This window comes from Pseudomonas farris (assembly GCF_019145235.1).
Lineage (GTDB): Bacteria > Pseudomonadota > Gammaproteobacteria > Pseudomonadales > Pseudomonadaceae > Aquipseudomonas > Aquipseudomonas farris.
In genome coordinates, this window is sequence record NZ_JAHSTV010000010.1 from 206,893 (window position 1) to 228,518 (window position 21,626).

Consider the following 21,626-nt stretch of genomic DNA (forward strand, 5'->3'; position numbering starts at 1 on the left):
TCAGTGCATCATCAACGGCGGCTGATCCCTCTCTAAGTCGCTTATCGGTTGTCCGATTTCACGGGCCAAGGCGATACCGGTCGAAATCCATATCTGCCCCAGTTCGTTGAACGCTTTCAGATGCGCAGGATTTTCGTTGAGCCAATGAACAAGGCTGTCGAAGTGTTCGGGGTTCTCAGGGTAATCATGGATCCTGATGAACAGCTCCAGTGTTCGATCCCAGATCAGATCCATGACGTTGTTGCGCTCCTCTTCCATGCTCAACCATTCCTCCGTTTGGTCCGATCGGACCGTTCATTTTCACTGGTCACTTCGGGCTCTGATTCCTGGAGGAATAAAACCCACGTCGCGATACATAGCGATTTCAGTCAATATGTCAACCTAGCAAGTCGATACTCAACCTATAGGGATGTTCATGTCAATGGGTCTTTGCTCAACCATTCGGGTTGAACTGGAGAACTCATCACTTGGCACATAAACATCCAACCCAAGCTCAAATCGGGCGCATGATCGCGAAGCACCGCACTCAGCGTAATCTGACCCAGGAAGAGGTGGCTGAACGCCTGGGGATCGGTAGCGAAGCCATCTCGCGCCTGGAACGTGGTGTAGTGGAGCTTTCCGTGATCAAGCTGATGCAGTTGGCGGACATTTTCGACTGCCGGATGGATGAACTGCTGACTGAGTCGAGCAATCGTCCCCATGACCAGGGCCAGATGATTGCGGGTCTGCTGAGCGGTCTAAAAGAACGCGACCGAGCCTTTATCCTGGCAACCGTCGAACAATTGGCCGCTCATCTCGGCAGTAAGTAACCTTCACTCGTATTCGTTATAGGGGGCTCTGAGGGAGGCCCTCTGCCTTGACGTCGTCCCACCCTCTCTGCTGTAGTGCCTCAGGATCATCACCAACGGCGACCCAAGACCGATTCGCTCCGGGTAGCTCGGTCGGACTCTTAGAGTTCGGAGCCTTCTCTCTCTGCGGGATTCGTTCCTGTTTGTGCTCGACCTGATCGTGGTGGCGGATGACCACTGTTGCCTCTGCCAGGCAATAGCGGTCATCCGCCTCGGCGATCGTATTCAGCCCCGGAGCCCACCGGGGAAACATTGGGCACCCTTTGTGCGCGGATGCGTGCCAGCAGGTTCCGACCCAGGCCACGACAAGGGTCGGTTGGCGAATCATGGCGCAGTTAAACCAGGCTTTGCGAGGAGCTTGTCGACTGCGCAAGACCGTCAAAGGTGGCTTTTCTCTTCCTCGCCTGGCACCCGCCAGGCCCACTCTTCATGTTCTTCATTCCAGAGTTTTCCACTGAATTCCGTCCATAAAAAACTGGGTTGCAGCGTCTTGACGCTCGCCTGAGACAGGCTTATACAAAGGGCGTGGTTCGCTGTCGTTGACAGCCCAGCCCAGGTAGCCAGAACCTTCAAGGCTACGCCACGCTCGTGGTGGTTTACCCAAGTGCGGTCAGCGTTCGGAAGCTCGCACGGTTACCGCTTCAGCGGTGATGAATGCCGACTACCCCATGTTTGCGGACCACTACCGCAGACGTTCCTCAGTTGCACCGCTATTCCTCCAGACGCATAGACTTGCTTGCCATCGGCTTGCCGGTGGCGAGTCGTTCATCGCTCGCCTTCACCTTACCCACCCGACGGGGGCTCACTTCCCCTTCAGGGATTGTGCGTCGCCGTTTTCCCTTGAAACAGGAGAACCACCATGGCCCACGCCAACCACTCCCAAGAAGCGACCACTTACTTCAACCTGCACACCGTCGGTATCGGCTACCTCAACCGTGTTCGTGAAGTCCAAGTCCGCCGCGGCCAGCCATTCATGGCCTGCGTTATCGCGGCCCTGCACGGCGCCACCGATGCGGTCGAGTACACCCGCTTCGACTGCAAAGTCGCTGGGGGCGAAGCTGAACGTTTGATTCGTCGCTATATGGACGCCGTCAACGCCGAGAAAAAGGTCTTGCTGTCGTTTCGTATCGGCGACCTGTGGATCGATCCGTTTCTCTACGAGAAAGGTGATAAACAAGGTCAACCAGGCGCCAGTCTGAAAGGTCGTTTGCTGTTCATCGACTGGATCAAGGTCGACGGCACATTCGAGTACAAAGCGCCCGCCAGGCAGGAAGCAACAGCACCTGCTGAGCCAGCGCCCACCAGTGAGTCATCCCCACCATCGGCTGATGCCGACGCTGAGGAGATTGACAACCCAACAGAGGCTCGGGTTGAACCTGACTCTCCACCCACTCCCCGCACGGCTCGGCGTGATGCCACCCGTACCGTTCAGTCCGCCTGAACTGTCCACGATGTTCCTCATCAAGGCGCTCCCCCGAGCGCCTTTTCTTCAATCCGCACAGGAGAACCAACATCGAATCCTTCTGGCTTTGCGACGACTGCCTGTTCGCTGTGGCTTACGAGGACTACAGCACGTTATCGCTCTACTACTCGACGGATGAAATCGAGAAACGCATCACCGGCATCCATCGTGGACTGGTTCAGTTGATGCCCATCAGTGCCGACTTCGATCCCGAAGCTGGCTGGGGCATAAAAGCCTTTTCCCCGTTGCCCTGCGACAGTTGTGGTTCACCCCTGCACGGTCAACGCCATCGATTCACTCGGCTGTAATAGCGCGCCATCGGCTATCGCCCGCGACACTCTATCCACCTCGGGGACACCACTCGCCTCGGGCGTGTACCCCTGATTGTTCCCTTCGGAGGTACCGCCATGAGCACCCAATTCACCCTGATCGAGACCTCGGATTTCGAGACCGATCGTATCGTCCAAGAAAACCAGCTGATCGACGAAGCGTTGCAAATTCTGGATCGTCGGCTGTTCACCCGCGGCCCAATCCTGACCGCCCCTGACACCGTAGCGTTTTATCTAAAACTGCACCTTGCGCCACAAGAGCATGAAGTCTTCGGTGTAATTTTTCTCGATGCCAAGCACCGGGTGCTGGCGTTCGAAGTCCTCTTTCACGGCAGCATTGATGGGGCCAGCGTTTACCCCCGCCAAGTCGTTAAGCGTTCCCTCGCGCATAACGCCGCAGCCGCCATTTTTGTGCACAACCACCCCTCAGGGTGTACGGAACCCAGTCAGGCCGATCGCGTTTTGACCGCACGGTTGAAGGAGGCCTTGGCCTTGATCGAAGTGCGTGTACTGGATCACTTCATCGTCGGTGAAGGTCATCCGCTCTCCCTGGCCGAATACGGCTGGCTTTAACCCTAGCAGGCGCCTTCGGGCGCCTTGTTCATATTCATCTGGAGAACCCTCATGAACCCCGCCCCCAAGCCCCAGCTACGCTGACGGCCTCCAATCCATTTGCTCGCGGCTACGACAATCGGCATATCGAACGGCAGCTACTGATCACCTACGAGGACGACTGCCCTCCCTGCTTTCGACCTGTCCACGACTCACAGGCCCATCTGTCCGACGATGGGTTGCAGCTGTTCCCCTGCCTGTTCAATGACGAGTTCGCCTTGATCAGCGAAGGCCAATCCATTCCGGATGAGTTGGATAAACGCTGCCAATCCACTGGCCTGGTGCGCCAAATAATCTACGCTGTGATGGGCGAAATGCTCAACGAGCGGCATTACCTCGGTGATCTGTACTCCCTGGAAGAAGCCCAAGCCATGGCCCATCGCTTGAGCTTCGAAACGGGACACTACAGTCGAGCCTGGGAAATCAGTACCGCGCACCTTCCCGAAGAATCGATGCTTTATCTGGAGGAGTGGGTCAGTCACTTCGCTCTGCGGCAAACCGGCCTCTTGTTCGAGCTTTTTACGCTGCCAGATTGCTGCGGTATCGGTTGCAAACTGATCGGCACGCCATGGACGGACGAGAACTTGCTGAACATTGAGGGCAATCGTTATTCGAGCTTGAGACAAGAACAACTCGACGCCGGCACACCGGAAGCCTTGGTCAACGTACTGTATTTGGCGGCATTGGCGGATGTGCGATTGTTGATCTTCGACCCCGACGCTGCCGTCTTGGATGGGCTCGCCATCTTCGATGAATAGCAACGTGTTCAGCGTTAACACGACCCACCTTGAATCAACTTTCTCACTGAATCGCTCCTTCACCTCATGTCAGGTTCTGCACTGAATCTGACATGAGGTTTCTTCCATGGAGCGTTTTTTCACACCTGTCTGCCTGCTGGGTTTGTTGAGCGCCTGCACCGCGCAAATCCCCACCCCATTGCCGCCCCATCCAGCGATCGACAGTGGCTCCAATCGGACCCAGCACTCGAGGGGCATAGCCGAAGAAAGCCATCCGGCAGAGCTTCGTTATGGCCGCTACACGCTGGTCAGCACCGAGCCCACCACGGAACAACGCGATCTTCTTGCCCAAATCATTGACGTGAGCATCCCGTCCAGCCTGAACCCTTCGGTGCAGGATGCATTGCAGTACGTATTGCAGCGTTCGGGCTATTCGCTCTGCCCCGTTACCGCGTCCGTGAGGGTGCTGTTTACTCGGCCCCTGCCCGCGGCCCATTACCGGCTCGGCCCGACCTCTTTGCGCCGCGCGCTGCAAGTGCTCGCTGGCCCCGCCTGGCAACTCACGACCGACGAAGTCAGCCGTTCGGTCTGCTTCGAACAGCAGAAAACGGAGGCCGGCGTCGCGCTGATCACACCCGTCTCGCCCCATCTGTTGGAGGCACGCCCATGAGAGCCTCGACGTTTCAAACCCTTATTGTTGGGCTGCTTTGCCTGGCAATTGCCAGCCTGAGTGGTGGTTTGTACAAGCAGTATCAACGCGTGGCCGAACTGCAGCGCACGAACACGCAATACCAACAAACCCTGGACACCCTGCAACGTGATTCAAACGCCCTCAAGGATGCACAGGAGAAGCTGCAGTTCGCGCTGAAAGACCTGAAGCAGATGGTCGATAGCGGTGAACAACAGGCCAATACCCTCGATCCGATGTTGGATCAGTGGGCACAAGAGATACAGGAACTGCGTGATGGTCTCGCAGCCCGCGCCACCGCAGCCGACATGACAGCGCTACGTGCACGCCTTGAGCACATCGAGCAGCAGTTTCTGGAGTTTAAGAGTCCGCCATCAACCTCACCACCGACGCCTTCCGTGACCAAGCCAAAACAGACGGCTCGACCCAAGCCCGTCCCGCTCTCACCACCGTTCTCAGTCTTGAGTGTCGAGTCCCGCGGGGGTGAGCGTTTTCTGGCGGTCGCACCTCATGACAGTCGCTCGCTCATGGATGTTCGGCTGCTGCATAGCGGTGAGCAGCTCGGGGCCTGGCACCTGAAAGTACTGGAGCCGAATGCAGCCATCTTCGCGGTGGCCACTCAGCCAGACCAGACCGTGCACCTCCCTTGAGAAGCGATCATGAACAGAGCGCCACTTCTCCCCATCGTCTGTCTCGTTTCGCTACTGACCACGAGCGTTACGATGGGCAGCCCCATCACGACACCGTCACGCATCCAGGACATGCAGTCCACTCCCCTAGGGCGCTCTCACTCTGAACAGTCGTCAAGCTGGGGTCTGACGGAGCAGGAGTGGACGCGCTTCGAACAGATCCAAGCCGGCCCGCGTGGTTTCTGGAGTCCGAACCTCGATCCGCTGACTGCACTCGGGGTTGAGGCCGAGACCGACCAAGAGCGCCAGCGTTATGCCGAATTACAGGTAGCGCTGGAAGCCAAACGCGCCGAGCGCGAGTTGGCCTACCAAAACGCTTACACCGCGGCCTGGGCCAAGCTGTTTCCCGGGCTGCTGCCGATCCAGGGCATGGCATCACCGTCCCCTGTCAGCTCATCGGTCGTGCCGCGCCAGTCTCTATTTGTGGAGGACCATTGCCCGGCATGCACCGCCGAAGCACAACGTTTGCAAAACAGTGACACGACGTTCGATATCTACCTGGTAGGCAGCCAAGGCCAGGATGAACGCGTCCGTAGCTGGGCTCGGCAAGCGGACATCGATCCGGCCAAGGTTCAACGCCGGCAGATCACCCTGAACCATGACCGTGGTCGCTGGTTCAGCCTGGGTGCCTCGGGGCCATTGCCTGTCACATTTCAACAGGTGAATGGACAATGGCAACGCCTCGACTGAGTGGTATTGCGCTCCTGCTGACGATGCTCGCCGTCCAGGCTGACGAACTGCCGCCTCCTGCCTACCAACTGGCGGCGCATGACGCCGACATCCCTTCTACGGTGCTGTTCGCGATTGCCCTGCAGGAGAGTGGTATCCGCGTTCGTGGTCGACTGCTGCCTTGGCCCTGGACCCTGAACATCGCCGGAACACCCTACCGTTTCACCACGCGCCAGACCGCCTGTCACGCCTTACTTCAGGCACTCGCCCAACATGACGCCAAGCGGGTCGATGTCGGTCTCGGGCAAACCAACCTGGGCTATCACGGACAACGTTTTTCCAGCCCCTGCGAAGCCCTCGACCCCTACCGAAATCTCGCGGTGACCGCCGCGCTGTTGCAGGAGCATCACGCCGCTACCGGTGATTGGGTGTCAGCTGCCGGACGCTATCACCGCCCGGCAGGAGGAACGCCGGCCGCGCGTTATCGCGCCGGTTTTTCCCGGCAACTCGAGCGGTTGCTGGTTTCCTTCGAACAAGAGACACCACCATGAAGCGAATCGCCATCGCCTGTTATTTCACCCTGCTCTTGGCACCTTTCGCCCAGGCGGAACTGACCGTTGCCGGGGATCAGCCTTGCGACTTCACCCGACCCCATTTTCAAGTTTCCAGGCTGCCAATAAACAACAAGATGAAGCCTGATCGGCCCATGCATGCGGACCTGTCCACGTTTGCCGATGAAGCCTGGATACTGCCCATCCGCAGTTCTCACTTGAGCCCCAGTCAGATCACGTCTCGCGCCCTCAACATGCCGGGCTTGCGGCCATTTTTTCTGGTCGGTGACGATTCCCAGTCCCTGACTTGGCTGCGTCAACGCGCTGCTGAACTGCAGGAAATGGGTGCGGCTGGCCTCGCCGTCGAAGTGGCCGATAATGAAGCCCTGGCCCGGATTCGAGCAGCCGCTCCGGGCATCACCATCCTGCCGGTCAACGGCAACGACATTGCCACCCGCCTGCAGATTGAGCACTACCCCATATTGATCACCACCACCTCACTGGAACAGTGAGTCCAGGCCATGGCCGAGCATGCGATGGAGTCCAAACTCCGGCCAGCAGTGGAGCTGTATACCGTAGCGATCTGCATCGCCGCCGCGGTGCTGTGCGTGTACTCGCCCTGGGCCGTGGCCCTGTCACCCGAGATCGGTCTGGTTGCAGCGCTGGCCTATGCCCTGTTCGGCCTTATCCGGCTGCGACAAGCCTGGGAGGTTCTGCGCTATCGGCGCAATATCCGTCGACTGCCCCGCTACGAGCTGACCAATCGGCAGATTCCGGTCAGCCGCAAGCGTCTGTTCATGGGCCGCGGCTTTCGCTGGACCCGCCTGCACACCCAGCGCTTGGTCGAAGCCCAAGACCCTGCGGTCGCCCACTATGTCGACCAACCGACCTGTTACCGCCTGGCCCGTGGACTCGAACGGCGCCTGGAGCATGCACCGTTTCCGCTCTCGACATTATCCCGTGTCACCGCCTGGGACAGTGCCTTCAATCCATTGCGCCCTTTGCCCCCGGTAGGTGGCTCGCCGCTGTTGCATGGGGTTGAACCCAACGAAACGGAAGTCAGTCTGCCGCAGGGGGAACGGGTTGGACACACCCTGGTGCTCGGCACTACCCGTGTCGGCAAGACGCGACTCGCCGAGGTGTACATCACCCAGGACATTCATCGCATCGAACATGAGGTGGTCATTGTCTTCGATCCGAAGGGCGATGCTGACTTGCTCAAGCGGATGTACGTCGAAGCCAAACGGGCCGGTCGGGAAAAGGAATTCTATGTCTTCCATCTGGGCTGGCCGGAGATCTCCGCGCGCTACAACGCGGTGGGACGTTTCGGACGCATTTCGGAAGTCGCGTCACGCATTGCTGGGCAGCTCAGTGGTGAAGGTAACTCTGCGGCCTTCCGTGAGTTCGCCTGGCGTTTCGTCAACATCATTGCCCGGGCTTTGATCGAGTTGGGCCGGCGCCCAGACTACCTGCAGATCCAGCGACATGTGGTCAACATCGACGCGCTGTTCATCGAATACGCTCAGCAGTTTTTCGCCAAGACTGATCCGAAAGCGTGGGAAGTGATCGTCCAGCTTGAAGGCAAGCTCACCGAGAAAAACATTCCCCGGCATATGATCGGGCGCGAAAAGCGTGTGGTGGCCATCGAGCAGTACCTGGCGGTGAAGCGGGTATTTGATCCGGTAATGGACGGACTGCGTTCGGGGGTACGATATGACCGTACTTACTTCGACAAAATCGTGGCCTCGCTACTGCCGCTGCTGGAGAAACTCACCACCGGCAAGACCACCCAGTTACTGGCCCCCAACTACACTGACTTAGATGACCCACGGCCGATCTTCGATTGGATGCAGGTCATCCGTAAGCGTGGCATCGTCTATGTCGGCCTGGACGCGCTGACCGACGCTGAGGTGGCCGCCGCTGTGGGCAACTCTATGTTTGCCGACTTGGTCTCGGTCGCCGGCCACATCTACAAACACGGCATCGACCATGGCCTGCCCCAATCGGGTAACAACAGTGACAAGTTGCCGATCAACCTCCACGCCGATGAGTTCAACGAGTTGATGGGGGATGAATTCATCCCGCTGATCAATAAGGGCGGCGGTGCCGGTATCCAGGTAACCGCCTACACCCAGACCCTCAGCGATATCGAAGCACGTATCGGCAACCGCGCCAAAGCTGGCCAGGTTATTGGTAACTTCAACACTCTGCAGATGCTGCGGGTGCGCGAAACCGCAACCGCTGAACTACTCACCCAGCAGTTGCCCAAGGTTAACGTGCTGACCAAGACCCTGGTGTCGGGTGCGACCGACACCTCCGATCCTGAAGCCAACACGGATTTCACCTCCTCCTCGCAGGACCGTGTCAGCAGCACCAGTGTGCCGCTGATCGAGCCAGCGCATATCGTCAGTCTACCCAAGGGACAGATGTTCTCCTTCCAGGCCGGTGGCCAGCTCTGGAAAGTCCGCATGCCGTTGCCAAAACCCTCCAACGACGATGCCATGCCCAAGGACCTGCAGGAACTCACTCAGCGGATGCGGGCGACCTACAACGAGCAGGCGGGACAATGGTGGAGCGCAAGCGGTGGCGGCCCGACGCTCGACTTCGATCCAGATCGGGTTACGCCTCCACGCACTTCTTCAGCGGTGGATGCAAGTGTTCCTGCTCAGGAGGCCCCATGACGCCGTCGGCCCTGCAGTGCATCTCGCGGAGTCAAGAAGGATGACTTCAGCTCAGAACCCTCCACCGCAACCCATCCAGCGCCCAGGGCTAATCGTCTCGGCGATTAACCTGGTCCTGCACGTCATCGGTTTGCTGATCGCCTCGTTGCTGTTCTCGATTCTGATCGAGTGGGCCGGTCTGCTGCTGTTCTGGGGTGATCAAGGCTGGCGACACAGTCAGGCGATGCTGAGCAGCGAACTGGGCTGGCTCAGTGAGCACTTCACATCCTCACTGATTATCCAACAGCCTGGGCAGACGATTGTCCAGTGGCTGGATTTCCTCCAGCAGTGGTTACTGGTCAAGACCGGTTTTACGGATTTCGCCCAGCAGGCGCGGGCGTCGAGCCAGGACAACGGCTTCTGGAGCGGGCTCAATCAGCTGTATGTGAGCATCGAGGATTTTGTACTGGCGGCGGTGTATGTCACTTTCACTTTCGTGGTGCGCCTAACCATTCTGGTCCTGGCCATCCCCCTGTTTCTGCTGGCCATGTTCACTGGTTTTGTCGATGGACTGATACGCCGGGACCTACGTAAATTTGGCGCAGGGCGAGAAAGTAGCTTTGTCTACCATCGAGCTAAACGAGCCGTGACACCACTGCTGATCGGGCCCTGGGTTATCTACTTGTCCCTACCCTTTTCGCTCAATCCCACGGCAGTGTTTTTACCTTGTGCTGTGATGCTCGGCATCACTACGGCAATCACGGCAACGACATTCAAGAAGTATCTCTGATTCGGGAAAAGCAATTTTTCCTTTCCATATCCCGATGCCAGGATAGTTAATCCAGCGATCGAAAACTGAACACCACCATACGAATGCAAATAAAGCTGCTAGAGGTCATCCTCGACGCCCACTATGGGTTAGAGCTTCAGATTAAATGCAGGCTTCCAAGATTTGGTGGAATATCAATCTAACCACCAATTAAATTGGTGCAGGACTGGGTCAAGACTTGCACTCTGGATTTATCTTTCTCACCGATAAAAAAGGGCCCTTGCAGGCCCCTGATCATCAAACCGATCTTACTGAGTACGCCACGAGTCAACAACGTCTGCGCCAAACTCGGTTTTCCATTCTTTCAATTGTCGATGATTTCCTCCCTTGGTTTCGATCACCTCACCAGAGTTCGGATTCTTGTAAATCTTCACTTCGCGAGCCTTATGGGCTGCCTTTACCGGGGTGGGTGTCGAGGTACGACGGCCAGCTGCTGGATCCAGGATGCCAATGATGTTCTTCAAGCTGAAGCCGTACTCGCCAAGCAACGCACGTAGTTTTCTCTCAAACTCCATTTCATTTTTCAGACCGGAATCACTTTTCATCGACTCGAGCTCTGCGAGCTGTTCGGCCAGTTGTTGCTCAAGCTTGCGAAATTCAGCCAAACGAGACATGTGAAACTTCCTTCAGGTTAGGGAAATGAGAAGTGAACGCCCCCATGCTAAGCGATGATTGACTCTTCGTCACCCATACGCGTTTCAAGCAGAAGTGAATCCACTCATTGCCTTATGAGCAACACATTACTAATGGGGTAGGATTGCTAAACTGGACTTTCTTTTTCGCCCAATCGATTGCTGGTGTAGGTGTGGGTAAACTTCTTCCGCTCGCCTCCAAAAAAGCGATACATCACCTCTCGCAATTACTGCTGAAAAATTCAACCGCTAACTTGATGCTGGCTCCATCTCCACATGACATGGACCAGCATCATGTCGACTACCGTCTTTCGTTGCTTTTTACTCCTTTCGCTGGCCATCGCTCATAGCAGTAGCTATGCCGCATCCGCTTATGAGCAGGAAAAACTAAGCCTGATCCAGCAGCAGCTCGACACTATCGAACGCCTTGTCGCACGCGCTGAGATAGCCAGCACGGCTGAACCACACGAACGCTATCGCTTTGACTATCCCCGCCTAATTCAAGACATCCAGCGTATTCACCAGGGCGTACATGTCTATCTGTCCCCTTCCCGTGTGCAACCCCGCGATCCCAGTGAACTGGTCGGCGATTACCGCCTCGACACCCCGCCTGCGGAGCTCTCGCCATGAGCATGACCGACGCCCAGACCTCAGCATTCCAAAACGCCTCAGGTTTTTCGGCGCAGAGCAGTTCGACGCTCTGGCTGTCCCTGGTTCTCGTCCTGGCTTTGCTCTGGTGCGCCTGGGTGATGTGGACGGCGTACCGGGGCTGGGCGACAGGCAGTGTGCGCTTCGGTGCTTTTGGCGGAAGCGCCGCGCGAGTGCTGCTCACATTGTTGGTCCTGATGTTTTTCACCCTTTCCTAATCCAGGAGATCGCCGTCATGCTCAAGTGCCTTACCCCCCTGAGAAACAACCTGCGTGATCGTGCGAGCCAACGCTTGATCGGACTGCTGCTGGTGCTCGGTCCAAGCCTGGCTTTTGCCGAACTCCCGACCATGGAAGCCCCTTCTCGTGGCGAAGGATCAGGATTGATCGAGACGATCAAAAACTACGCCTACGACGGCGGCATCCTGCTCGGCCTGCTGATCGCCCTGCTCGCTTTTCTCGGCGTGGCTTGGCACTCGCTGACCGTCTATGCCGACGTACAGAATCAGCGCAAGACCTGGAAGGACCTCGGCGCCGTGGTCGGCATCGGCGCTTTGTTGGTGGTGATCATCATCTGGTTCCTGACCAAGGCTGCCGCGATTCTGTGAGGCCTACATGAACGACACTATCGAACGCCTTGCCGACGGCACCTTGGTCTTTCTGCCGGAGCGACTCAATCGCGATCCTGCCGTATTGCGTGGTTTGACCAATGATGAAATGTGGGTAGCGCTCGGCACCGGCGCCGTCACTGGCCTGCTGTTGGGCGTTCCTCTGGCGATCGTCACCGCCTCCATTGCCGTGGCGCCGACCAGCATGATCGCGGGCATGGCGCTGGTGTTATTGGCCGGTGGCACGCTACTGCGTCGGGCCAAACGGGCTCGCCCCGAAACCTGGTTGTACCGCAAGCTCGAGTGGGTACTCGCCAGCCGTTGGCGCCTGGGCCGCGGAAATTTGATCCTCCACTCCGGCGCCTGGACGGTTCGCCGCTCGTGTCGACTGCGCCCTGCCCTGTCCCGGTGGCAGCCATGAGTCGTTTTCGGAACAAGGTCGATGCTCAACAGGCCCATATCTTCAGTTTGCGTCTGGCGATAATGATCCTCGCCCTGGTCTGTGCCGGACTTTGGTATGGCTGGCGCTCGGCACCGACCGATCTTACCGTGCATGTCCCCCCGGATCTGCGCTCTGGCAGCACGCGCAAGTGGTGGGATATCCCCTCAGAGAATGTCTATGCCTTTGCCCTGTACATCTTTGGCCAACTCAACCGTTGGCCCTCGGATGGCGAGCAGGACTATCGCCGCGCCATCTATGGCTTGCAGTCCTACCTGACCCCCGCCTGCAAGGCCTTCCTCGACGGCGACTACGAGTACCGCAAAGCCGCCGGCGAACTGCGCCAGCGGGTGCGTGGCGTCTACGAAATTCTGGGCCGAGGCTACAGCGAAGATCCGGAACTCAGGGTCAAGCAACTCGACCGCGACAGCTGGCTGGTCAAGCTCGATCTCAATGCCGATGAATATTACGCCGCCGAACCGGTGAAACGGGTGGTGGTGCGTTATCCATTGCGCGTGGTGCGTTTTGATCTGGACCCCGAACGCAATAAGTGGGGGCTGGCACTGGATTGTTATCAGGGCACTCCGCAAAAAATCTCCCTGCCTGGAGGTGAGCCATGAAGCGGATTTCTACCCTGGGACTCACCGTCGCAATGATGTTATGGGGCGCTGCAGCGCAGGCCGTCGAACTGATGCACTGGGAACGCCTACCCCTCGCGGTACCACTGGTGATCAATCAGGAACGGGTGGTCTTTGTCGATGAGGCTGTTCGCGTCGGCGTGCCCTCAAACCTGACGGGCAAGCTTCGCGTGCAATCAACCGGAGGCACACTTTACCTGCGAGCGTCGGAAGCCATTGCACCGACCCGCCTGCAACTGCAATCGGTCACGACGGGCGAGATCATCCTCCTGGACATCGCGGCCACGCCTGGCGATCAACCGCTGGAGCCCGTGCGTATTCTCAAGAATGCTCAGGGGCAAGCTACCGAGGCGGAATCGAGCACCGTCCCTGTTCCAGAACGCACACCGATCCCGGTCGCTCTAACGCGCTATGCCGCACAAAGCCTGTACGCACCGCTACGCACCGTGGAGTCCCTGCCCGGCGTACGCCGCGTCCCGCTCAAGCTGCGCACCGAACTGCCGACCCTGCTGCCGACCGAAAACGTGTCCAGCACACCCATCGCCGCCTGGCGACTCGGTGATTACTGGGTGACGGCGGTGAAATTGCGCAATCGTGGTTCAGAGACGGTGCAACTCGATCCGCGCCGACTGCAGGCCAAGCTATTCGCCGCGACCTTCCAACATGCTGTCCTCGGGCCGGTCGGCAGTCCTGAAGACACCACGATCACCTACCTCGTCACTCGTGGTGCCGGCCTCGAGCAAGCCGTGCTGCTCCTGCCTATTGCGCGAGGTGCTGACGATGAAAGCTAACGCCTTGCTCAAATGGCTGGTACCGGCTGCGCTGCTGGCCGTGGTGTTGATCATCCTGAAAAGCTGGGTCGCGGGTAATACTCCCTCTCCAGAGCACCCAGTTGATCAGGGCAACATTCAGTTATCCGCCGAGCAAGCCAAATCGCTCGGCATTGCGGGTGATACCCCACGCGACACGGTCGCCACACTGGTCGGCCAGGTGAAGGCCATGCGCAGCGACATGCTCGGTTTGAAGAAACACAACGATTCGCTGCAGACGGAAAACAACCGCCTGCGCGAGCGGGAAAACAGTGTTGATTCGCGCATCCAGACCGCGCTTGGCAGCGTGACTCAACAGGTCGATGAAGGTCGCCGACAAGCCAACGAGGCCCGGCTCAAAGCGGAACAAGACAGTCGCCAGGCTCGCGGTCTGCTGACGCAGTTGCAGGACCAGTTGTCGGGGCTGACCGGCAAAGGCAAGGACATGCCAATCGGATTGGGGCTCGAGCCGGGCGACGGGGCTCAATTCGAGGGGCAACACTCTGTCACTGATACGCTGCAGTGGATTGAACCCTCGGATGCTCCGTCCACCAACGCCGGAGGCAAAACCAAGACCGCCTCCGCGCTGAGCCTGCCTACCACCTTCAACTCACTGGAGGGCTTGAACGACAACGCGATTGATCGCGGCCAGAAACAGCTACGTGCGGTCACCCAGGGTGAGCATGCCCTCACGCGATCCGTTGATCGTACCGAAGGCGCGAAGCCGGTCTACACCATTCCCGAAAACGCGACATTGATGGGCTCGGTCGCCATGACCGCGCTGATCGGCCGAGTCCCGGTGGACGGCACCGTGAATGATCCCTATCCCTTCAAGGTGCTGGTCGGCCCCGAGAACCTGACCGCCAACGGCATCGACCTGCCGGACGTCGCGGGTGCTGTGATGAGCGGCACGGCGTCCGGTGACTGGACCCTGTCTTGCGTACGCGGACAGGTCGAGTCAATCACCTTTGTGTTTACCAATGGCACCATCCGTACGGTGCCTCAGCCGAAAGCGGTAGCCAGCCGCAATGCCTCCACCCAGAGCTCGAACATCGACAAGATCCGCGGTGGGCTCGGCTACCTATCCGATCCGTATGGCATTCCATGCATTGCCGGCGAGCGCCGCTCGAATGCCCAGCAATACCTCGGCAGCCAAAGCCTGATCACTGCCGCTGGCGCGGGTGTCGCCGCCTTGCTCGGGGATGAGCAGAACAACAGCAGCGTGATCAGTTCGGGCGGCAGTGCCTTCGGGGTTACCAACAGCACGGGCAACAGCGCGCTGAACTCAATTCTCAGTGGTGGGGTCAGCGACATCCGCGAATGGGTCAACAAGCTGTATGGCGAGGCCTTTGCTGCCGTGTACGTGCCACCGGCCGCGCAGGTTGCGTTGCACCTCGACCATGAGATCACCATCGACTACGAGCCCAAGGGCCGGAGCGTTCGCCATGAAAAAGACCATGCCTCCCTGCCTGATCTGGATTAGCGTGCTTTGCCTAGTCCTGGCGGGGTGTTCCACCGACAAGGAGACGCTGCTGCCCCATGGCGAGCAAACCATGCTGGACATCTGGAACGGCGCCGGCTCACAAGGCACTCAGCAGCAACTGCTGGATGCTCGGCAACAGTTACGCCGCCCGTTGGCTCAGACGGAGTTCGCCGTTTCTCTCGAAGAACCATACACTCGCACCGCAGCGAACGAGATCCGCAACCTGTTCCCTCGCCTGCCCAATCCCGATCTGGTGCTGTACGTGTATCCGCATCTGAGTGGTACCGAGCAAGCACCGATCCCGGGTTACTCAACCGTCTTTCCGTTCTACCAACGGGTGCAGTACGCATTGCCGGGTGAACGTCAGGAAGACTTGTAGTGCGTACCGGCGATTCGGGCAACCGCACTGCCGCGTGGAAAGCCTGGCGCAACCCATTACGCCCTCGCGCCACGTTGGCCGATGACGCCGCACTGTATGTGCACAATCCAAGCTTCACCGATCACCTGCCGTGGGTCGAATACCTCGACACCGAGCAGTTTTTTTTGCTGGATGACAATCGCTCGGTGGGTGCGGTGTTCGAGTTACTGCCCATCGGCACCGAAGGGCGCGAACCCGATTGGTTAATGGCCGCCCGCGATGCCCTCGAGGATGCCCTGCAGGACAGCTTTGACGAGCTGGATCAGGCGCCTTGGGTGGCGCAGTTTTTCTGCCAGGACGACAACGACTTCACGCCCTACCTGAACCGTCTGACTGGCTATATTCGAGACAGTGCGCGAGGCACCGTCTTCACCGAGGCGTATTTGGAGCTCAGCCGCCGTCATCTGAAGGCCATCGCCAAGCCCAGTGGGCTATTTGAGGATAAGGTGGTGACACGCCTGCCCTGGCGCGGCAATAACCGACGGGTGCGCCTAGTGGTCTATCGCTGGCTTGGGTCTGACGCAGAGGAGACGGGACTCACCCCGGTGCAATCCCTGCAACAGGCTTGTGAACGTATCGCTGCTTCATTGCAGGCGTGTGGGGTGCAATCGACGCGAGTCGATGGGCGAGATTTGTATGCCTGGTTAGTGCCCTGGTTCAATCCGGCGCCCACGCTCACCAATGAAGCACCCGAGGAGTTCTACCGCCGTGTGGCCTATCCGGAGTCGGGTGACGGTGAGTCGCTGGAGCTGCCCTTTGATCACGATTTTGCCGAGCGACTGTTCTTCAATGAACCGCGTTCGGATGTGCAGCACGGACTCTGGTTTTTCGATGATCAACCCCACCGGGTCATGGTGGTGGACAAGCTGCGCCGGGCCCCACTGATTGGTCAGCTCACTGGCGAAACCCGTAAGGGTGACGCGGTGAACGCGCTGTTCGACCAGTTGCCTGAAGGCACAGTGATGAGCCTGACCCTGGTGGTCAAACCCCAGGATGTGCTCGAAGAGCAGTTGAATCGCCTGGCCCGCAAAGCCATCGGTGAAAATCTGGCCTCGACCCAGACCCGTCAGGATGTCGAAGAGGCTCGCGCGATCATCGGCCGCCAGCACAAGCTGTACCGGGGCACCCTGGCGTTTTACCTGCGCGGTCACGATGAGCAGCAATTGCACCAGCGCTCGGTCAGCCTGGCCAACGCGTTGCTGGGTGCGGGGCTGCAACCGGTACGCGAAGGCGATGAAGTCGCCGCCTGCAACAGTTACCTGCGTTGGCTACCGATGGCTTACAACCCGGCCCGCGACACGCGCAACTGGTACACGCGGCTGATGTTCGCCCAGCACCTGGCGAACCTGGTTCCGGTGTGGGGTCGCAGCACCGGCACCGGCCACACGGGCATCACCCTGTTCAACCGCGGCGGTTCGCCACTGAGCTTCGACCCTCTGTCACGCCTGGACCGGGCCATGAACGGCCATCTGCTGTTGTTCGGCCCCACCGGTGCCGGCAAGTCGGCCACCCTGGTCACCCTGCTGATGCAGATCATGGCGGTGTACCGCCCACGCTTATTTATCGTCGAGGCCGGCAATTCGTTTGGTTTGCAGGGCGACTACTTCGCGACACAGGGCCTGTCGGTCAATAAGGTCCAATTAAAACCTGGCGCCTCGGTCAGTCTCGCCCCGTTCGCCGATGCCTGGCGCCTGGTCGAGCAGCCGGATCAGGTGGCGAGTCTGTCGATCGATGAGCTGGACGATGAGGCGGTAGCCAGTCGCGAAGACCAGCGCGATATTCTCGGCGAATTGGAAATCACCGCTCGCCTGATGATCACCGGCGGCGAGGCCAAGGAAGAGGCGCGCCTGAGTCGAGCCGATCGCAGCCTGATTCGCGAGTGCATTCTCGATGCGGCGCAGACCTGTGTCGCATCGAACCGCCAGGTACTGACCCGCGACGTGCGCGACGCGTTGCTGCGTGTCGCCGCCGACCCGCACCTGCCAGAAAAACGTCGCGAGCGTGCCCAGGAAATGGGCGAGTCCATCGACCTGTTCTGTCAGGGCTTCGAGGGTGAACTGTTCAATCGCGAGGGCACGCCTTGGCCCGAGAGCGATGTGACCATCGTCGACCTGGCTACCTATGCTCGTGAAGGTTACGAAGCCCAGATGTCCATCAGCTACATCAGCCTGATGAACACCGTGAACAATCTCGCCGAGCGCGATCAGTACCTGGGCCGACCGATCATCATGGTCACCGACGAAGGCCATATCATCACCAAGAACCCGTTGCTGGCACCGTTCGTGGTCAAGGGCACGAAGATGTGGCGCAAGCTTGGCGCCTGGTTCTGGCTCGCCACGCAGAACCTTGCCGACTTCCCCACTGCCGCGCAGACCATGCTCAACATGATCGAGTGGTGGATTTGTTTAAACATGCCACCGGCGGAAATCGAAGAAATCGCTCGATTCAAAAAGCTCACGCCGGCACAGAAAGCCTTGTTGCTCTCCGCCAGCAAGGAGCCTGGAAAATACACCGAGGGGGTGGTGCTGTCGAAAAAGCTCGAAACGCTGTTTCGAGCCGTGCCGCCCAGCCTCTATCTCGCCCTGGCCATGACGGAGCCCGAGGAAAAAGCCGAGCGCTGGAAACTGATGCAGGAGAACGGCTGCTCTGAGCTGGAAGCGGCGTATTGGGTAGCTGAACGGATCGATAGAGCGCGAGGAATAGAACCCGTATAGGGAAAACTATTCAGGTATCGCGCTCTGAAGCGAGCGACAGGTTATTGTGACGCGCCTCGAAGTCGCTGCTGAATTCTCAACAGGAATCCGGTTTCAAAAGCATCTTGGCAGTCACCGACAGGAAAGGTTTTGCGCGCTTGCGCCAACTCCCACCACAGTGGAATTTCGCCGGGCGCATCAAGCCAAGACTGAGCGCATTGCACGCCACGTTCGATCATCGGGGAAAATTCGCTGCTCCAAGGTGTCAGAAGACTTGGGCAACCATCCGCCGCAGGAATTGAAATATAGTTTTCGTCCATACCCACCCTAGATGTCTGATTTGTTATTAGACGCTGGTCCAGCTTCGAAAATCTTAACGAAACCAAATGAACGCTCGATAACAGGCATGAGCATCAAATGGCCTAGATCAATGCAAATGTAGACTATATCCCGTGGATTGAGAGTCCCTCAAGGCGCAATTTGCGCGCATGACTCAAGACTACGAACAGCTTCGCCTGCAACTGGCGGAGAACATCCGTTTGATACGGCGCGTGAAGAATCTTACCCAAGAGCAGCTGGCGCTCATGGCCGAGGTGGATCGTACCTACGTCAGTCAAATCGAACGAGGAGTAGGAAACCCATCGCTATTGGTGCTGTGCAAACTCGCCAATATTTTCGAAATTACCACAGATCAGCTACTTGTAGACCCCGATACCCTGCGCAGCTCCCTCCACGTCAAATGATAGTCTCACGTCTCACAAATCCGATAGATCCGCCTTCATAATTACCACTGACAGTCTTCAATCCGTAACCGACGCTGCCCAGGCCATTCACCGAGAGCCTGGATCATGCTTGTTGCCTGCTCCTCAATCCCGCCCACAAAGCTACGGCCCTTTGCGCTGAGCGTCCTGCTGGCGTGCGGTCCAAGCATGGCGCTGGACACCGGCAGCATCACGTCCTCCGTGCTTTCGCCAAACTGTCTCGAATACAGGGTCGTCGGCATTTGTTTCTGGCTGCTCTGCACGCCCTTCGGCTGCACAGTCAAAACCTCGACCAAGGTTCGTCATTTCATTCCTGAGCTGGTGGTCTCGAGCTACGCCACCACCGGCAATAACCCCTGGACCGAGATGGCCACCCTCTCCTCTCCCATTAGCGGTGCGGAAGGTGGCGGCAACCTGATCACCCCGAACACCCACCGCGACAACCTGCCCCGATTCAAGAACGTCGATGGCATCGGTCATCCCGGTGGCTGGGCCGCAACGCAACTGGCCTCTCAATCCGGTTATGCCTGCATCAGCGGCGCTACTGCATTCATGCCCTACTACCTGAGCACCCTGGACTCACTGGCCTGGCGCCACGGCATCCCGGAAATTTTCTACCCCGAGTCGCTCATGCCCGGGATCCGTGAAATCGGTCGTCAGGCCTCAGGCAACATGTGGGGCAACGTCTATCCCCGCCAGGGATTTCTGGTGCAGCCCGACGACTTCAAGGCGGCCGCCGTCATGGCGCAACGGGCCGGCGATGTCATTACCCGTAACGGGCAGCCGCATGCGTACTTACCGCTCACGCCCGCGAAACGCGACGGCTACTGGCCGCCTGGGCCGATCATTGAAAACGACGCTTCGACCCACAAGTGGCAATTGCTCCACCCCCAGGCTCAACCCACGTGCGCCATCTTCCCCAGTGATCCGGTGCAGAGCACGGATGGTGGCTACGCCTGGTCGCTGTGGCGGCCCTACAGCTGCTGCAAACGCGAAGGACAGACCTTCCTGTTCAGCATCGACTTCGAAGGCGGTGCGTCATGAGTCGGCTTCTCGCGCGCCCCTGGTTGGGCACGATGAGTCTGGTGCTCTACGGACTGCTTACCATGACCACGCATGCCGACGCCGCCGAAGGTGATTACCGCCTGGGCACTCAAGGCGAAGTGCTCGACGACCGGGTGATGTACACCATCGGTGGCGGCTCGGCAGTCGGCTCACCGAGTTCGCTCTACCAACCCAGTGGTCTCGGTGTCGGCGGGTCCTGGCGAGCGAACATGATGTGCGGCAACATGAGCCTCACCAACACCCTGCAAAACCAGCTGAACGGCGTCACCGAAGGTTTCCAGCAGATCATGGGCAGCATCGTGCAGAACGCGACCCAAGCGGTGATGTCGCTGCCGGCGTTGATCATCCAGCGCGCCAATCCTGGCCTCTATGAGCTGCTCAGTAACGGCGTGATGCAAGGTCGTATCGACTTCGACCGCTCCAAGCTGACCTGCCAGGCCATGGCCGAAAAGATGGCGGACGAGGTCGGTCAAGCCGGCTGGGGCGCGCTGGCGAAGAACCAGGAGATGCAGGGCAACCTGGAGCAAACCGGCGGTGATGCCGTGGCCGCGGTGAAAAACACCGAGGCCCATAACGGCAACAATGGGGTGTCCTGGGTCGGCGGTTCGAAGTCTGGAGGCAGCGGGCAGACACCCATTCGGGTGACTTCCGACGTTGTGCGCGCGGGCTATAACCTGCTGCATAACCGTTCGGTGGATGACAGTGCCTCGATCAGCAGCAATGATTGCCTCGGTGGGGCTATTTGCCAGACCTGGGCCTCGCCCCAGGAGGAATCCGAATGGGCCGTCCGCGTGCTGGGCGAGAGCGAAGTCTCGACCTGCGACAGCTGCGAAACCCTGCGTGCGACCGCTGGCAGCGGATTGACGCCGCTGATCCAGGAGGCCTACAGCGAACGCCTCAAGGCCCTGCAAGGATTACTGTCGGGCTCACTGCCGCCTACCCCTGACAATCTGGCGAAAGCCTCCAGCCCGATGCTGCCGGTAACCCGTGGAGTGGTCGAAGCCCTGCGCGACGATCCCGACCAGGATCTGTTGGCACGGCGCCTGGCCAGCGAGACGGCCTTGTCCAGCGTACTCGACAAGGCGCTCCTGCTACTGCGTACGCTACTGGCGGGCAGCCACGAACCCAATATCGCCTCAGCTGAGCCGGCACAGCGCGCCTTGACGAAAAACATCGACGCCCTAGAGCGCGAAATACGCCTGCTACAAACCGAGCTGCAGGTCCGGCAGATGCTCGCCACCAATACCGCCAGCCTGGTGCTCGATCGACATGCGGGTGGTGCCGATGCTTCGCGTACCGTCGAGCAAGGCGACCCTGAGCCGGGCCGACTCAATGATGCTGACGCTAGGCGCAAATGAG

General features: G+C 58.9%; 27 protein-coding genes. 24 read left to right on the forward strand and 3 right to left on the reverse strand.

The genetic code is table 11. The features are described from left to right. Positions 1–258: a hypothetical protein gene (locus KVG95_RS21520; RefSeq protein ID WP_217857883.1), complete on the reverse strand. Its 258-nt coding sequence runs from the start codon at positions 256–258 to the stop codon at positions 1–3. A 209-nt stretch (positions 259–467) separates the two neighbouring features. Here KVG95_RS21520 and KVG95_RS21525 point away from each other — a divergent pair, with 209 nt between their 5' ends. The 12 genes from KVG95_RS21525 (at position 468) to KVG95_RS21580 (ending at position 10,035) form a co-directional block, all read left to right on the forward strand. Further along, the gene (locus tag KVG95_RS21525) at positions 468–809 is read left to right on the forward strand and encodes a helix-turn-helix domain-containing protein (protein WP_217857884.1); all 342 of its coding nucleotides are present in this window, start codon (positions 468–470) and stop codon (positions 807–809) included. 898 nt (positions 810–1,707) lie between these two features. Next, a complete protein-coding gene (locus tag KVG95_RS21530; RefSeq protein ID WP_217857885.1) occupies positions 1,708–2,289 on the forward strand; it encodes an STY4534 family ICE replication protein in 582 nt (193 codons plus the stop codon). A gap of 71 nt (positions 2,290–2,360) precedes the next feature. Continuing rightward, complete coding sequence (locus tag KVG95_RS21535) at positions 2,361–2,618, forward strand: hypothetical protein (protein ID WP_217857954.1); 258 nt, start codon at positions 2,361–2,363, stop codon at positions 2,616–2,618. Between the two features lie 99 nt (positions 2,619–2,717). Beyond that, positions 2,718–3,212: a RadC family protein gene (gene radC / locus KVG95_RS21540; RefSeq protein ID WP_217857886.1), complete on the forward strand. Its 495-nt coding sequence runs from the start codon at positions 2,718–2,720 to the stop codon at positions 3,210–3,212. A 38-nt stretch (positions 3,213–3,250) separates the two neighbouring features. Next, complete coding sequence (locus KVG95_RS21545) at positions 3,251–4,009, forward strand: DUF5983 family protein (protein WP_217857955.1); 759 nt, start codon at positions 3,251–3,253, stop codon at positions 4,007–4,009. A 106-nt stretch (positions 4,010–4,115) separates the two neighbouring features. Then, positions 4,116–4,658: a PFGI-1 class ICE element type IV pilus protein PilL2 gene (gene pilL2 / locus KVG95_RS21550; protein ID WP_217857887.1), complete on the forward strand. Its 543-nt coding sequence runs from the start codon at positions 4,116–4,118 to the stop codon at positions 4,656–4,658. Further along, the gene (locus KVG95_RS21555; RefSeq protein WP_217857888.1) at positions 4,655–5,326 is read left to right on the forward strand and encodes a chemotaxis protein; all 672 of its coding nucleotides are present in this window, start codon (positions 4,655–4,657) and stop codon (positions 5,324–5,326) included. The genes pilL2 and KVG95_RS21555 overlap by 4 nt, the downstream gene beginning before the upstream one ends. A gap of 9 nt (positions 5,327–5,335) precedes the next feature. Beyond that, complete coding sequence (locus KVG95_RS21560) at positions 5,336–6,055, forward strand: TIGR03759 family integrating conjugative element protein (protein WP_217857889.1); 720 nt, start codon at positions 5,336–5,338, stop codon at positions 6,053–6,055. Then, a complete protein-coding gene (locus KVG95_RS21565; RefSeq protein ID WP_217857890.1) occupies positions 6,037–6,585 on the forward strand; it encodes a lysozyme family protein in 549 nt (182 codons plus the stop codon). The genes KVG95_RS21560 and KVG95_RS21565 overlap by 19 nt, the downstream gene beginning before the upstream one ends. Continuing rightward, the gene (locus KVG95_RS21570; protein ID WP_217857891.1) at positions 6,582–7,097 is read left to right on the forward strand and encodes an integrating conjugative element protein; all 516 of its coding nucleotides are present in this window, start codon (positions 6,582–6,584) and stop codon (positions 7,095–7,097) included. Before KVG95_RS21565 ends, KVG95_RS21570 begins: the two co-directional genes overlap by 4 nt. Positions 7,098–7,106: 9 nt before the next feature. Then, positions 7,107–9,266, forward strand: a complete 2,160-nt coding sequence (gene traD, locus KVG95_RS21575) for a type IV conjugative transfer system coupling protein TraD (RefSeq protein WP_217857892.1) — start codon at positions 7,107–7,109, stop codon at positions 9,264–9,266. Positions 9,267–9,306: 40 nt separating this feature from the next. Next, positions 9,307–10,035: a TIGR03747 family integrating conjugative element membrane protein gene (locus KVG95_RS21580; protein WP_217857956.1), complete on the forward strand. Its 729-nt coding sequence runs from the start codon at positions 9,307–9,309 to the stop codon at positions 10,033–10,035. Positions 10,036–10,322: 287 nt separating this feature from the next. Here the strand turns inward: KVG95_RS21580 and KVG95_RS21585 are convergent, their stop codons facing one another. Then, the gene (locus KVG95_RS21585) at positions 10,323–10,688 is read right to left on the reverse strand and encodes a histone-like nucleoid-structuring protein, MvaT/MvaU family (RefSeq protein ID WP_217857893.1); all 366 of its coding nucleotides are present in this window, start codon (positions 10,686–10,688) and stop codon (positions 10,323–10,325) included. A gap of 312 nt (positions 10,689–11,000) precedes the next feature. Between KVG95_RS21585 and KVG95_RS21590 the strand changes: the two genes are divergently transcribed. The 9 genes from KVG95_RS21590 to KVG95_RS21630 are packed head-to-tail and all read left to right on the forward strand — an operon-like array spanning position 11,001 to position 18,462. After that, entirely contained in the window at positions 11,001–11,336 is a 336-nt protein-coding gene (locus KVG95_RS21590) for an integrative conjugative element protein, RAQPRD family (RefSeq protein ID WP_217857894.1), read from the forward strand. Next, the gene (locus KVG95_RS21595) at positions 11,333–11,572 is read left to right on the forward strand and encodes a TIGR03758 family integrating conjugative element protein (RefSeq protein WP_217857895.1); all 240 of its coding nucleotides are present in this window, start codon (positions 11,333–11,335) and stop codon (positions 11,570–11,572) included. The genes KVG95_RS21590 and KVG95_RS21595 overlap by 4 nt, the downstream gene beginning before the upstream one ends. Before the next feature lie 17 nt (positions 11,573–11,589). Next, complete coding sequence (locus tag KVG95_RS21600; protein WP_217857896.1) at positions 11,590–11,961, forward strand: TIGR03745 family integrating conjugative element membrane protein; 372 nt, start codon at positions 11,590–11,592, stop codon at positions 11,959–11,961. Positions 11,962–11,968: 7 nt separating this feature from the next. After that, the gene (locus tag KVG95_RS21605; RefSeq protein ID WP_217857897.1) at positions 11,969–12,382 is read left to right on the forward strand and encodes a TIGR03750 family conjugal transfer protein; all 414 of its coding nucleotides are present in this window, start codon (positions 11,969–11,971) and stop codon (positions 12,380–12,382) included. Continuing rightward, positions 12,379–13,020 (forward strand): PFL_4703 family integrating conjugative element protein, encoded by a 642-nt coding sequence (locus KVG95_RS21610; protein ID WP_123330923.1) that lies wholly within the window; start codon positions 12,379–12,381, stop codon positions 13,018–13,020. Before KVG95_RS21605 ends, KVG95_RS21610 begins: the two co-directional genes overlap by 4 nt. Next, complete coding sequence (locus KVG95_RS21615; protein WP_217857898.1) at positions 13,017–13,829, forward strand: TIGR03749 family integrating conjugative element protein; 813 nt, start codon at positions 13,017–13,019, stop codon at positions 13,827–13,829. The genes KVG95_RS21610 and KVG95_RS21615 overlap by 4 nt, the downstream gene beginning before the upstream one ends. Then, positions 13,819–15,330, forward strand: a complete 1,512-nt coding sequence (locus KVG95_RS21620; RefSeq protein WP_217857899.1) for a TIGR03752 family integrating conjugative element protein — start codon at positions 13,819–13,821, stop codon at positions 15,328–15,330. The genes KVG95_RS21615 and KVG95_RS21620 overlap by 11 nt, the downstream gene beginning before the upstream one ends. Beyond that, positions 15,293–15,709 carry a TIGR03751 family conjugal transfer lipoprotein gene (locus tag KVG95_RS21625; RefSeq protein WP_217857900.1) on the forward strand — a complete coding sequence of 139 codons (417 nt, stop codon included), beginning with the start codon at positions 15,293–15,295 and terminating at the stop codon, positions 15,707–15,709. The genes KVG95_RS21620 and KVG95_RS21625 overlap by 38 nt, the downstream gene beginning before the upstream one ends. Further along, positions 15,709–18,462: a conjugative transfer ATPase gene (locus KVG95_RS21630; RefSeq protein WP_217857901.1), complete on the forward strand. Its 2,754-nt coding sequence runs from the start codon at positions 15,709–15,711 to the stop codon at positions 18,460–18,462. The genes KVG95_RS21625 and KVG95_RS21630 overlap by 1 nt, the downstream gene beginning before the upstream one ends. Positions 18,463–18,503: 41 nt before the next feature. On the opposite strand, the gene KVG95_RS21635 is transcribed toward KVG95_RS21630, so the two are convergent. Next, the gene (locus KVG95_RS21635) at positions 18,504–18,761 is read right to left on the reverse strand and encodes a LasR-specific antiactivator QslA (protein WP_217857902.1); all 258 of its coding nucleotides are present in this window, start codon (positions 18,759–18,761) and stop codon (positions 18,504–18,506) included. Positions 18,762–18,929: 168 nt separating this feature from the next. Here KVG95_RS21635 and KVG95_RS21640 point away from each other — a divergent pair, with 168 nt between their 5' ends. The 3 genes from KVG95_RS21640 (at position 18,930) to KVG95_RS21650 (ending at position 21,625) form a co-directional block, all read left to right on the forward strand. Further along, entirely contained in the window at positions 18,930–19,184 is a 255-nt protein-coding gene (locus tag KVG95_RS21640) for a helix-turn-helix domain-containing protein (RefSeq protein WP_217857903.1), read from the forward strand. Between the two features lie 105 nt (positions 19,185–19,289). After that, positions 19,290–20,246 (forward strand): TIGR03756 family integrating conjugative element protein, encoded by a 957-nt coding sequence (locus KVG95_RS21645; protein ID WP_217857904.1) that lies wholly within the window; start codon positions 19,290–19,292, stop codon positions 20,244–20,246. Then, positions 20,243–21,625 (forward strand): integrating conjugative element protein, encoded by a 1,383-nt coding sequence (locus tag KVG95_RS21650; RefSeq protein ID WP_217857905.1) that lies wholly within the window; start codon positions 20,243–20,245, stop codon positions 21,623–21,625. Before KVG95_RS21645 ends, KVG95_RS21650 begins: the two co-directional genes overlap by 4 nt. The last annotated feature ends 1 nt before the right edge of the window (position 21,626 follow it).